This is a genomic window from Flavobacterium pedocola (assembly GCF_053764385.1).
In genome coordinates this window covers 637944-651183 of sequence record NZ_JBSNCR010000001.1, presented here as the reverse complement: position 1 = coordinate 651183, position 13240 = coordinate 637944, and the positions used below count along the sequence as shown (strand labels likewise).

The following is a 13240-nucleotide window of genomic DNA, read 5'->3' as shown; positions in this document are numbered from 1 at the left end:
CATTCCTTTCAAGAATATGGAAATTAATTTAGTTAGCGATACGGTTACCAAACCAACCCCTGAAATGTTACAGTATATGTTTCGTGCCAAAGTAGGTGATGATGTTTACAGGCAAGATCCTACAGCTGTGGAGTTTGAGGAAACCGTAGCCGATTTATTCGGAATGGAAGCAGCCTTATTTTTTCCGTCGGGAACTATGGCTAACCAGGCCGCAATTAAACTTCATACGCAGCCGGGCGACCAGTTGATTTGTGACAAATGGGCACATGTTTATTTATATGAAGCAGGGGGAGCCTCTTTCAATAGTGGCGTTTCCTGTTCGTTAGTGGATGGAAACAGAGGAATGATTACTTCATTGCAAGTTGAGGAACATTTAACAGATCCTGAATTTTATCACAATCCGAAAACTTCTTTGGTTTGTATTGAAAATACTACCAATAAAGGTGGAGGTGCTTGTTACGATATCGAAGAATTAAAAAGAATAAAACAGGTTTGTACCGATAATAATCTGAAATACCATTTAGACGGCGCCCGTTTGTGGAACGCTTTGGTGGCCAAACGTCAGCATCCGAAACAATATGGGGAATTGTTCGACACGATTTCGGTTTGTTTTTCTAAAGGAATGGGAGCGCCGGTTGGTTCTTTGCTTTTAGGAGATAAAGAAACCATTCACAGAGCCTTAAGAATCCGTAAAGTATTAGGAGGCGGAATGCGTCAGATTGGTTATTTGGCTGCAGCCGGATTATACGCTTTGCAGCATAATGTCGGAAGATTGGAAGAAGATCACCGCAGGGCTAAGGAATTAGGAGCTCTCCTTCAACAGTTATATTGGGTGGATAAAGTGGAACCGATTGAAACCAATATTCTTATTTTCTCCGTAAAACCACAATTTGATGAAAATCAGTTAATGGAAAAATTGAAGCAGAAAAATATCTTTATCAGTTCTATGGGAAGAGGCAAATTACGTATTGTTACACATCTGGATTACAAGCAGGTGATGCACGATTACGTGATGGAAGCGTTACAGAAAATAGAACTCTAAAATTCCGCTGGAACTTCAAAAGTAACCATTTCCCTGGTGGCCGGATGCTTGAATTCAATCCATTCGGCGTGAAGGTGTAAACGATCGGCTTTGGTTCCATATAAATCATCGCCTACAATCGGGCAATTCAATCCTAAAGAATGAGAAGCATGAACGCGCAATTGATGCGTGCGTCCTGTTATTGGCCAGAAATGGATTTTAGTTTGGTTGTTGTTTTGGGAAATGACTTTCCATTGTGTTTTAGCCGGTTTTCCGTATTCATAGCAAACCAACTGACGCGGGCGGTCTTCTAAATCTACGCGTAAAGGCAAATCAATTTCACCTTCATTAAGTTGAACTAATCCATTAAGTAAAGCAGCATAACGTTTTTTTACAGTTCGCTTTATGAATTGACTTTGAAGGATTTTATGCGTGTCTTTATCTTTTGCAATTACCATCAATCCGGAAGTCGACATGTCAAGCCTGTGAACAATTAACGGGCCGGTTGCATTCGGATATTTTAGTTTCATACGCTCGTAAACGGAATCGGTAATGCTGATGCCCGGAACCGATAAAAACTCTGCGGGTTTGTTTACGATTACCAGAAAATCGTCTTCATAAACGGTTTCGAGTTCGACACCATCAGCGGGGTTTACAAGCATCGGATTGTCATCCACTTTTAAACCTTCCAGCATATGGCCTAAAATTGGTTCGCATTTTCCACGGCAGGCAGGGTAGAAGTGGCCGTGTTTTCGAATTTCCGATTTAGGCGATTGTCCCCACCAGAATTCGGCCATGCATACAGGCTCCAGTTGCTGTTGATAGGCGTAATGCAATAACTTTGGTGCGGCACATTCTCCGGCAGCTGCAGGCGGTTTTCCCTGAACCGTGTTTTTAAAAATGTCGAATAAACTTTTCGTCTGATTGTTTGCATTCAGAAAATTGTATTGTTCGAAAAGCTGTTGCTGTAACGCATTGGATTTGTTTTTACGGTCTTCTTTCAGAAAGGTGATTCTGTTGCTGAAAACAGCAACTTTTTCTTGAGTCGCTTCTAAACGGACTTCCCACTGGCGGGTGAAATCTTTTAAGAAATAAGCCTGTTTTAGGCTTTCTTTTCGGAGTTCTTCAAGTAAAATATCCATTGCTTCGGAATCAATTCCTTCTGAAATGGCTTTTTCCCGTTGGGCTTTTCTTTCCTTTTTGGAGGCTTTTATTCTTTTCTTGTAATCTTCCAATTCAACATTGAAAGTTTGTGTTTCTTCGGCAAATTGCTTTTCTAAGGCAATGTAATCAGTGCTTTTTTCAAGGGTTTCAATTTCAGCATTGATCTGATTGAGGATTTCTTCTTCTTTCTTGAAAAAACCGTCTTCCGTAAGCATGTCAAAAACCGGTGGAACAAATAATGAATGATGATTCTGCCCAGCCAGTTTTCCTGAAAAAGCCGCCAAATAGCCAAGCTCATTAGCTGAATTCCGGACCACTAACACTCCAAACATTTTCCCGATGACCAAACCTTCCTGATTTTCCTCTAAACCAAAGTTATGCTCCCATTCCTTTTGATTCTCGAGATGCTGTTGCAATTCTTTTGCTGCTAAAAGTGCCAACGGGTGAGGTTCATAATAAAAAGGGAAAGTAAACCTTTCGGGAAAGCTGAATTTATCAGTATTTTCCTTAAAAGAAATGAAATGTTTATGTATTTTATTATGACTCATTGTTAATCAATAGTTAAAAAACTTCGCGTTCGTCCCTGAATATATCGCTTATGTCCCAGATAAATAAAAAAGTTGTTATGAATTTGGGAAGTTATGGCTTTTATTGTTTGATTTGCGGCACAAAATAACTGAAGGACTACTACTAAAGTTAATTTTTTTTGTATAATGCAGTAAAGAATTGAGCAACACAAGAGTTTATTCTGAACTGAAGTTTATTTTTTAAAATTGGGGTATAAAGGCTGTTGAAAAACAGCCTTTGTTTTTTATTTAAACATATCCATACCCGGAATACTCGGCATTCCTTCTTTTGCTACGGCTCCTAATTCGGCTTCGTTTACATTGGTGGCTTTTTCGATGGCTTTGTTCATAACTAGCACCAAATAATCTTCCAACTGCTCTTTGTCTTCTAATAAACTATCATCAATAGTGATACTTTTTACTTTTCGGTTAGCCGTTAAAGTTACTTTTAAAAGCCCGTCATTACTTTGTTCGTCTATTAAAACCGTGTCTAATCTTTTTTTTGTTTCTTCAATTTTTTGCTGGGTTTCTTTAAGTTTGCCCATCATGCCCATAATATCTCCAAACATGTTAATAAAATTAATGGTTAATCCTTGGCAAAATTAGTAAATTGCCCAGAGATAATACTATCATAAATAATGAAAAAACAATTTCTTTTAAGTTGTGTTTGCCTTATTTTTGCAGGCTCAAATGCGCAAAATAATTCACCAAAAATGACAAATAAAATTACTCCTCCCGTTGCGGCGGTAAAAACCAAAAAACTGGAGAAACACGGGAATATAAGAACCGATAACTATTATTGGTTAAATGAAAGGGAAAACCCGGAAGTAATTGATTATCTTAATAAAGAGAACGAATATTATAATGCAATGACGGCTCATACCAAGCAGTTCCAGAAGGATTTGTTTGAGGAGATGAAGTCTAGAATTAAGGAAGATGACAGTTCGGTACCGTATCTTTATAACGGTTATTATTATATCACCCGCTACGAAAAAGGAAAAGATTATCCGATTTACGCCCGTAAAAAAGGAAGCTTGGAGGCAAAAGAGGAAATCATGTTTGACTGTAACGAAATGGCAAAAGGACATGCATATTTCCAGTTGGGCGGATTAAATGTCAGTGAAGACAACAAATGGTGTGCTTTTGGTGTGGATATGGTTTCAAGAAGAGAATACACTATTCAGATCAAAAACCTGGAAACCGGCGAAATCCTTCCGGTGAAACTTGAAAAAACAACCGGCGGATCCACTTGGGCGGCGGATAACAAAACGTTGTTTTACACCCGAAAAGATTTGGTAACCTTGCGTTCTGAAAAAATCTACAAGCATAAATTGGGTTCGGAAGCAAAGGATGATACATTGGTTTATAATGAAAAAGACGATACATTTTCAGTATACATTTATAAAGAAAAATCAAAAAAATATCTGGTAATTGGTTCGAATAGTACCATGACAACGGAATACCAGATCCTTGAAGCTAACAATCCGGACGGACAATTCCGTGTTTTCCAGAAGAGAACCAGAGGTTTAGAATACAATATTTCGCATTTCGGAGACAGTTTTTATGTGGTAACTAATAAAGACAAGGCGACCAATTTCAAAGTGATGAAAACGTCTGAAACAGCCACTTCAAAAGAGAATTGGACAGATTTAATCCCACACAGAAAAGAAACGCTGGTAGAAGGAATTGAAATTTTCAAGGATTATTTGGTAGTGGAGGAACGCAACGATGGTTTGAATAAAATTCGAATCATGCCTTGGAGCGGAAAAGGCGAATATTACCTGCCATTTGAAATTGAAACTTATACAGCTTATACGACTACCAATGTTGATTTCGATACGGAAATCTTACGCTATAACTATCAGTCGATGGCGACACCTTCTTCGGTAATCGATTTCAATATGAGAACCAAGGAGAAAACGATTTTGAAAGAACAGGAAGTCCTTGGCGGTAAATTTGACAAAAACAATTATACGGAAGAGCGCGTTTGGGCTACTGCAAAAGACGGAACCAAAGTGCCGATCTCGATTGTATACCGCAAAGGAATCAAGAAAGACGGTAAAAATCCCTTCCTTTTATATGCTTACGGTTCTTACGGTTCGTCCATGGATCCTTATTTTTCATCAATCCGTCTGAGCTTATTGGACAGAGGTTTCGTTTACGGAATTGCCCATATTCGTGGTGGAGAAGATTTAGGCCGTGAATGGTATGATAACGGGAAGTTACTGAAAAAGAAAAACACGTTTACGGATTTTATTGATTGTTCTAAATATGTAATCGATCAGAAATATACGTCCGCGAATCATTTATATGCTGAAGGAGGTTCTGCCGGAGGATTGTTAATGGGAGCAATTATCAATATGGCGCCTGAATTGTACAATGGAGTGATAGCACAGGTTCCGTTTGTGGATGTGGTTACGACCATGTTGGACGATTCCATTCCGCTGACCACAGGTGAGTATGACGAATGGGGAAATCCGAACGATAAAAAATATTATGACTATATGTTATCGTATTCCCCTTATGATAACGTAAAAAAACAAAAATACCCTAATTTGTTGGTTACGACAGGTTTGCATGATTCACAGGTACAATATTGGGAACCTGCCAAGTGGGTTGCTAAATTAAGAACCATGAAAGAAGGGAACAGCCAGTTGTTTTTGGATATTAACATGGACACCGGACATGGCGGGGCTTCCGGTCGATTTGAAGCTATTAAGGAAGTGACAAAAGAATATACTTTTTTATTAGATTTAGAAGGAATTAAAAAGTAGATAAAGTTTTTTTTATACATTTGCAAGGTTGTGAGTATACCTAAAAATGTTTATATTCACATATTGAGTAATTTATTTTTTATGAAAGAAGAAATAAAAGCCTATAATAACGTATTGGAATTAATAGGAAATACACCCCTAATAAAACTAAATACGATAACCGAAGGACTAAAAGGAAATTTCTATGCAAAAGTAGAGGCCTTTAATCCGGGACATTCCACAAAAGACAGAATTGCTCTTTATATTATAGAAGAAGCTGAAAAAAGAGGGATTCTTAAACCGGGAGATACTATCATTGAAACCACTTCCGGCAATACAGGTTTCAGCTTGGCAATGGTAAGCATTATTAAAGGCTACGATTGTGTACTTGCAGTTAGTTCAAAATCTTCGAAAGATAAAATCGATATGTTGCGTGCTATGGGAGCAAAAGTTTATGTTTGTCCTGCTCACGTATCTGCAGATGATCCGCGTTCGTATTATAACGTTGCAAAACGCTTGCACGAGGAAACTAAAGGTTCTGTTTACATCAATCAATATTTCAATGAATTGAATGTTGATGCACATTATAAAACCACTGGCCCTGAGATCTGGGAACAAACCAATGGTAGAATCACGCATTTTATCGCTTGTAGCGGAACCGGTGGAACTATTTCCGGAACGGCCCGTTATCTAAAAGAGCAAAATCCAGCAGTCAGAATTTTGGGAGTTGACGCTTTTGGTTCGGTATTGAAAAAATATCACGAAACAAGAGAGTTCGACAACGAAGAAATCTATCCTTACAGAATTGAAGGTTTAGGGAAGAATCTTATTCCTACGGCCACAGATTTCGATTCCATCGATAAATTTACCAAGGTAACAGACGAAGAAAGTGCTCATACAGCAAGAGAAATTGCTAAGAAAGAAGGTTTATTCGTTGGTTATACATCCGGAGCTGCTATGCAGGCTATCAAGCAGTTTGCAGAAGAAGGAGAGTTTAACGAAAACAGCAATGTTGTAGTTATCTTCCCGGATCACGGATCACGTTACATGAGTAAAGTATTCAGTGATGAGTGGATGAACGAGCAAGGATTCTTTGACAGTATCAATGCTGAAGAAGCTCAGAAAATTGAATTCATAAAGTAAATATTGAATTGCAGATATAAAAAACTCCATCTTGTTCTAAAACGAGACGGAGTTTTTTGTTTTTATCTATTTTGATTTTAAGAAGTCAAATCGTGATATTTCCAGCCCGTAGCTACGTAAGCCGGCGAATCATTATCGTAGATAATATATCTGTAATCAAACTCTTTAGTGTTGATGAAAATTTGACCACCGGATAACCATGCGCTTCCAAATGTACCGGAACCTGTATGTATTACATTTATGCTGCTTGGCATAGGGCCTAAGTAAGGAATTGGAATATTAACGGAGCTGAAAACGGTTGATCCTGTTCTTGGTTTAATTTCAATATATGCGGAGGCTTCCGAATATGGGATAGTTAAGCCTAAATTCCATGTTATAATTCCATTGTAATTATTCGGAGGAGTGAAATTGTTAACACAATTTACCGACATAGAGGGAGGTCTGTTGGTTAACGTTTCAGTAAGAGGTTTTTTCTCTTCGTTTTGTGCCTCATCATTTACTGAACATGAGGCTGCTAACATTGATAATGTAAATAGCAAGAATATTTTTTTCATTGTTTTTACTTTTCCCTTTGTTTTAAGCGATTATTTTCGCAGGACGATAACTTTAGGTACTTCTGTTTAGAAATTAGATGTACCGCCCTTGTATTTTTGAGAAATGCTCTATTCTTCGTATTTCTTTGTATGAATTCAATGTATCTACAAATGAGCCGTCCAATATCAATATTTCTGTAAATGAATACTTTCAAATATAAAAATATTTGAAAATTTATAAGAAAAAGGGTATGTTTTTAAAATAACAACGAATCATTAATTTGTTAGAAAATACTTACTAAAATAAAAAAGCCTCCGAATAATTTCCGGAGGCTTTTCTGTTATATGTAAGATGTAATTTATTCCTGCATGGTGTGGAAAACGTTCATTACATCGTCATCCTCTTCGATTTTCTCTAATAATTTCTCAACGTCGGCAACTTGCTCAGGCGTCAATTCTTTAGTTATCTGCGGAATTCTTTCAAAACCGGAAGATAAGATTTCCAAACCACGATTTTCCAATTCTTTCTGGATAGAACCGAAGCTTTCGAAAGGCGCATACATTACGATGCCGTCTTCATCAGCGAAAATCTCTTCTACACCGAAGTCGATCATTTCCAGTTCTAATTCCTCAACATCTTGTCCTTCGCTTGGAATACGGAAATTACAAGTATGGTCGAACATAAATTCTACAGAACCTTGTGTTCCTAAAGTTCCGTTACATTTGTTAAAATAACTTCTGATGTTGGCAACGGTTCTGTTGTTGTTATCGGTAGCGGTTTCAATCAGGATGGCAATTCCGTGCGGTGCATAGCCCTCGAACAATACTTCTTTGAAGTTCGCCGTATCTTTATCTGTCGCTTTTTTGATGGCACGCTCAACATTGTCTTTAGGCATGTTGGCTGCTTTTGCATTTTGCATAACAGCTCTCAAACGGGAGTTAGTTTCAGGACTTGGACCTCCTTCTTTAACTGCCATTACAATATCTTTACCAATTTTTGTAAACGTTTTAGCCATTGCAGACCAACGTTTCATTTTACGTGCTTTTCTAAATTCAAAGGCTCTTCCCATTTCTAAAAAACTTTATTTGAGAATGCAAAAATACTAAAACGAAAAAACATTTTTAATAATGATTCAATGTTTTTTATTTGTAAGATTTTAATGTAGTTTTGCGTAAATTTTAAAATTAATCATGAAAAGAATTTTTTGCTTAGGATTGCTGTTAAGCGGTCTTTTTGGTTTTTCACAACAAAGAGAAAAAGGAGCTATTGAGTTAACACCTTTAATCGGTTATAGCTCAGCTAATTATTATGGTGAAGATGATTTGTCAAACGACCCAATTTCTTCTGTGAATTTTGGAGCGGATGCGGATTATTTCTTTAATGACCGTTGGAGTTTGCGTTCAGGTTTGCTTTTTCAGACTATGGGAAGCGAAGTGTTTAACGGATATGAGGAAAAATTAACGTACCTGACAATCCCTGTTAATGCGAATTGGCATTTCGGAAGCACAAGAAAATGGAATTTAAATTTCGGTCCGAGTGCAGGGTTTCTTTTATCAGCAAAAGGAAACAGTGAAGATATTAAGGATATGGTTAACTCTTTTCAGTTAGGCTTAAATTACGGTATCGGATATAAAATTGAAGTTTCTGATAAATTCAGTATTTTAATTGATTACCAAGGAATGACTGGTTTAACAGAAATTGCTAAAGAGAGCGAATTCACTATTAAAAACGCTTATTCAAGCTTTAACGTAGGTGGCGTGATTAAGTTATAAGACACTATTCTTTATATAAAAAAGCCGATTAATTTTAATCGGCTTTTTTATTAGTTTGTCTGTTTAATCTACAGGAATATACTTTGAAATAAAGTTATCTGCAGTACTGTTCCAGTTGTTTATAGTTGTATTTTTTTCTTGAAAATTAAGTTGATTGGCTTTGTTGTAATTGTCGATTTCTTTATTCGCCTGCTTAACCATGGCGTTAAAATTGTTAATTTCCTCTTTGGTTCTGTCCTGTTCTTTTTTAGCCTCAAGTATTTTCTTGGCATTTTCGATTTTTTCGTTGAACATGAAGAAATCTACCACTTTCGGGGTATAAACCTGTGCCTGTTTTTTATAAAATTCCAATGCTTTTTTAGTACTGTTGATAAAGTCCGTATCTTTTTTGAAACTTGGAACTGATTTTAACTTTTCAAGTCCTTCATCAGCATAGAGTAAAAGGGTATTTGAATTTTGCTGGATTTCGGCAAGGTTTTTCATTTCAATAGCTTTGGTAAGTGTCAAATCTGTGAAATTAACTTTAAAGAAAATCAAGTATAATTTTGAGTGGTAATCAAAAACCAAATTAGAGATTTTCATTTTGTTGGCTAAAGCCGAATTGTTTTCAGTGATCGTGATATTGTATTTTAAGGCAAAGTTTTTCTGAGCCAGATTTACTTTTTCGTTTTCTTCGTCCATTTTCTTGTTGATCAAGTCACGGAAAGTAATGTAAGCCTCCATAAAATCGTAAGACTGCTCGGCAACTTCCTGCATGTTGATGATCTTATCGTATTCTTCATTGATGTTTTTTTCACTGATGCTCAGATAATCCAAAACCTGATTGCGGAATTCCAAATCACCGTTGTAACCATTGGTCACAGCAGTAATCTTTTTGGAAGCATCCTGTATACTTTTGATCAGTTGTTTTCTGGTATTGTCAATTCTTCTGGCGCTTTTTGAATGCGCAACTGCTGAAGTGTATTTCCACATGCTTTTAGAAATATTCTCCTGTTCTTTTCCGATGTAAGAAAGGTAAGCTACCGGAGTTTTAAATTGTTGGGCAAAAGCCTGTAAACCTGCAAACAGGATGATTGCAAAGAATAGCGGTTTTAATTTCATGGATTTAGTTTTTTTGTGTTCTTATATCGTTAATGATGTTAAGGGCTTCAAGGATATAAGGATTGCTTCTCAGTTGTTTTATTTTATCCGTATTACTGCTTTTTAAATACTCGTCAAATTGCTGGTATTCGATATCGGTACTGTTTCGCTGAATATTGAAGTCAACTTCTTTTTCACTATGGTTTTTGATTTCTTTCCAAAGCGTTTTCATTTTGGACATCTCAGCAAAAACGTTTTCAATATTTAACAAAATAGGAGGAAGATCGTTATCATACAACTGATCGATTTGGGTATTTAACTGTAATGTCTTGTTGTTGAATTCATTTTCAGAAACCCTTTTTCGGCTTTGTTCAATAATTGAAGGAAAAGAACTGTTTTCCATTTTTGGGTAACGGACAGTATTTGTCAAAACAGTATTCTGAAGTGCCGTTTTGTTATCGCTTTCGCGAGGCATTTGGTTTCTGAATAGCGTCGGAATCTGTACATCAGGCGTAATTCCGTTTTTCTGATTGCTCTTCCCGGTTACTCTGTAAAATGCTTCCTGGGTAAGTTTAATAAATTGATTGTCACTGTTTTCCAAAGGAAGAATCTGCTGCATGGAAGCTTTCCCAAACGAAGTGTCTCCAATTACGATCCCTCTGTTATAATCCTGAATTGCATTGGTTAGAAATTCACTGGCAGATGCAGAAAAACCGTTGATTAAAACCACCAGCGGCCCGGTATAAACCATTCCTCTGTTTAAATCTTTGATTATCTCAGTACCGGTTTTTTTGTTGTTCACCTGACCAACAGGGCCAATATCGATAAACATCCCGGCAATTCTGACCGCTTCTGTCATGGAGCCGCCGCCATTATTCTGAAGATCCAGAATCAACCCGGAAACCTGATCCCGCTGAAGTTTCAGAATTTCTTTTGTGAGATCAGTACTTACGTTGGAAGTGCCATTGTCAAAAGTGGCATAAAAACTTGGAATGGAAATGTACCCGGTTTTTGCACCATTTTTTTCAATAACATAACTGTAAAGATTGTTCTCGTAATTTTTTAAGTTCTTCTTGAATAAGGAAACATTGTAAACTTTTCCGCTCTGCTTTTTTAAGGTGAAATCAGCGGAAGTATATTTTTCAGACTGAAGAATTTCCTCAATTTTATCAATAGAAGTACAACTGATAAGGTATTCGTTATTCTGATTTGAAATCTTTATAATCTGGTCACCGGCGTCGATTTTTTCTGAATAATAGGCGGTACTTCCCGGAATGATTTGCTGTACAATGATTTCATTTTTCTCATTGAGCGATAAATCCATCCCGAACGAAAAGTTATTGTCTTCCAGATGGGAAAGAAAAGCGGATTTGGCAGCGTCTGAAAAATAAGCGGTATGCGGATCAAAATAAGAACAAAATACCGAAAGGAATACTTCTTCAAAATCACTTTTCGCTAATTTTTCATTTTGTATTTTACATTCGTAATTATCGAAAGCTTCTTTCTTTATCTTTTCGGAAATTTTGGTAAAATGCTGAAGAATGGAATCTTTATTCTCACTTAGCTCTGTAATATCCTGTAAGGTGTTGAATAACAGCCTTTTTTTATAATACAGTTTCAGCTCGTTTTCACTTTTCAGATGTGGCGCATTTTTCTTTATAAAATGGATTTTCTCCTTACTAGATAAAGGAAACGGCTCATTTTTGATGGCAATGATAACTTTCTTATAACGTTCGTACGCTGAAGAGTAGGATTTGTAGAAATCTTCAATGAAAGTGCAATTTTCTTTGGTAAGGTAATCGTCAATTTTTAACCGGTGGTTTTTCAGACTAACGATTTCAGATTCAAGGAATATTCGGTTGTTTTCGTCAAGTTTTTGTAGAAAAGAGTCGAAAACATACACCGATAAACTGTCGTCAACAGGTTTGGGTGTGTAATGATTCTGTTGAATAACTGCATTAATTTTAGTCCAGGTTGAACACAAATCATTTTTCTGTCCAAAAAGAGAAAAAGGAACTAATGCAGTTATCAGCAGAATGTATTTCAAAATAAGTTATTTTTTGTAAAACGGTAATTTCACTACCACGGCTTTCAGATCTTTATTTCTGATTCGGATATAAATTTCAGAATCCGGAGTAGCCAACGCAGTAGGAACGTATCCTAAACCGATTGCTTTTCCTAATGAAGGCGATTGCGTTCCGGAAGTTACAATTCCGATTACATTTCCGGCAGCATCAACGATTTCATAATCATGACGCGGTATTCCTCTTTCAATCAATTCAAAACCAACTAATTTGCGGGAAACACCAGCTTCTTTTTGGTTTTTAAGATTCGCTGAATTGGTGAATTCTTTGTCAAATTTGGTAATCCATCCTAAACCGGCTTCAAGTGGTGAAGTAGTATCGTTGATGTCGTTTCCGTACAAGCAGAAGCCCATTTCCAAACGTAATGTATCACGTGCTGCCAATCCGATTGGTTTGATACCGAATGTAGCTCCGGCTTCGAAAACTTTGTTCCAGATTACTTCCGCATCTTCATTTTTGAAGTAAATCTCAAAACCGCCTGAACCTGTATAGCCTGTTGCAGAAACGATTACGTCTTTCACACCGGCAAATTCCCCAATCTGGAAAGAATAATAAGGCATGTTCGCCAAATCGATAGCAGTTAAAGATTGCATAGCTTCAGCGGCTTTTGGCCCTTGGATAGCCAACAACGAATAATCATCCGAATTGTTGATCATTTCAACTCCCAAATCGTTGTGCGATGAAATCCAGTTCCAGTCTTTCTCAATATTGGAAGCATTTACCACCAACATGTAATGGTTGTCTGCAATTTTGTATACAATCAAATCATCCACGATTCCGCCGTCATTGTTCGGCAGGCAGGAATATTGAGCTTTTCCGTCTACTAATTTCGAAGCGTCGTTCGAAGTCACTTTCTGGATCAAAGCCAAAGCGTTTTCACCTTTTAAAAAGAATTCTCCCATGTGGGAAACGTCAAAAACACCTACGCCGCTGCGAACTGTTTCGTGCTCAATGTTAACTCCTTCATACTGCACAGGCATATTGTAACCTGCAAACGGAACCATTTTAGCTCCCAAACTTTCGTGAACGTGCGTTAATGCTGTATTTTTCATAGTGTGTTATAAAATTATTTTGAGGGCTAATTTATTGATTTTTTACCGAGTGACAAAGAGGTTTTAACAGT

Annotated in this window: 11 protein-coding genes; 4 read left to right on the top strand and 7 right to left on the bottom strand. The window is 37.0% G+C overall.

The window, feature by feature from the left end:
• The first annotated feature begins 16 nt into the window (after positions 1 to 16).
• The gene (locus tag ACWPKD_RS03160) at positions 17 to 1042 is read left to right on the top strand and encodes a threonine aldolase family protein (RefSeq protein WP_455411224.1); all 1026 of its coding nucleotides are present in this window, start codon (positions 17 to 19) and stop codon (positions 1040 to 1042) included.
• Here ACWPKD_RS03160 and ACWPKD_RS03155 read toward each other — a convergent pair.
• Together ACWPKD_RS03155 and ACWPKD_RS03150 are read right to left on the bottom strand one after the other, a co-directional pair.
• Positions 1039 to 2733, bottom strand: coding sequence for an RluA family pseudouridine synthase (locus tag ACWPKD_RS03155; protein ID WP_455411223.1), 1695 nt, complete (start codon positions 2731 to 2733; stop codon positions 1039 to 1041). The two genes, ACWPKD_RS03160 and ACWPKD_RS03155, sit on opposite strands and share 4 nt — an antisense overlap.
• Positions 2734 to 2996: 263 nt before the next feature.
• Complete coding sequence (locus tag ACWPKD_RS03150; RefSeq protein WP_455411222.1) at positions 2997 to 3320, bottom strand: YbaB/EbfC family nucleoid-associated protein; 324 nt, start codon at positions 3318 to 3320, stop codon at positions 2997 to 2999.
• Positions 3321 to 3464: 144 nt separating this feature from the next.
• On the opposite strand from ACWPKD_RS03150, the gene ACWPKD_RS03145 reads away from it, so the two are divergent.
• Positions 3465 to 5525 carry a S9 family peptidase gene (locus ACWPKD_RS03145; protein ID WP_455411221.1) on the top strand — a complete coding sequence of 687 codons (2061 nt, stop codon included), beginning with the start codon at positions 3465 to 3467 and terminating at the stop codon, positions 5523 to 5525.
• 81 nt (positions 5526 to 5606) lie between these two features.
• Positions 5607 to 6647: a PLP-dependent cysteine synthase family protein gene (locus ACWPKD_RS03140; RefSeq protein ID WP_455411220.1), complete on the top strand. Its 1041-nt coding sequence runs from the start codon at positions 5607 to 5609 to the stop codon at positions 6645 to 6647.
• Between the two features lie 77 nt (positions 6648 to 6724).
• Here ACWPKD_RS03140 and ACWPKD_RS03135 read toward each other — a convergent pair whose 3' ends face one another.
• Positions 6725 to 7168 (bottom strand): hypothetical protein, encoded by a 444-nt coding sequence (locus ACWPKD_RS03135; RefSeq protein WP_455411219.1) that lies wholly within the window; start codon positions 7166 to 7168, stop codon positions 6725 to 6727.
• 371 nt (positions 7169 to 7539) lie between these two features.
• Positions 7540 to 8250, bottom strand: coding sequence for a YebC/PmpR family DNA-binding transcriptional regulator (locus tag ACWPKD_RS03130; protein WP_455411218.1), 711 nt, complete (start codon positions 8248 to 8250; stop codon positions 7540 to 7542).
• Positions 8251 to 8371: 121 nt separating this feature from the next.
• On the opposite strand from ACWPKD_RS03130, the gene ACWPKD_RS03125 reads away from it, so the two are divergent.
• A complete protein-coding gene (locus tag ACWPKD_RS03125) occupies positions 8372 to 8953 on the top strand; it encodes a porin family protein (protein ID WP_455411217.1) in 582 nt (193 codons plus the stop codon).
• A gap of 63 nt (positions 8954 to 9016) precedes the next feature.
• Here ACWPKD_RS03125 and ACWPKD_RS03120 read toward each other — a convergent pair whose 3' ends face one another.
• From ACWPKD_RS03120 to gcvT, 3 genes are read right to left on the bottom strand one after another with little or no spacing between them, the layout of a single operon-like run.
• Entirely contained in the window at positions 9017 to 10054 is a 1038-nt protein-coding gene (locus ACWPKD_RS03120) for an LIC11966 family surface protein (RefSeq protein WP_455411216.1), read from the bottom strand.
• Between the two features lie 4 nt (positions 10055 to 10058).
• A complete protein-coding gene (locus tag ACWPKD_RS03115; RefSeq protein WP_455411215.1) occupies positions 10059 to 12080 on the bottom strand; it encodes a S41 family peptidase in 2022 nt (673 codons plus the stop codon).
• A 6-nt stretch (positions 12081 to 12086) separates the two neighbouring features.
• Positions 12087 to 13169, bottom strand: coding sequence for a glycine cleavage system aminomethyltransferase GcvT (gene gcvT, locus ACWPKD_RS03110; RefSeq protein ID WP_455411214.1), 1083 nt, complete (start codon positions 13167 to 13169; stop codon positions 12087 to 12089).
• Positions 13170 to 13240 lie beyond the last annotated feature (71 nt).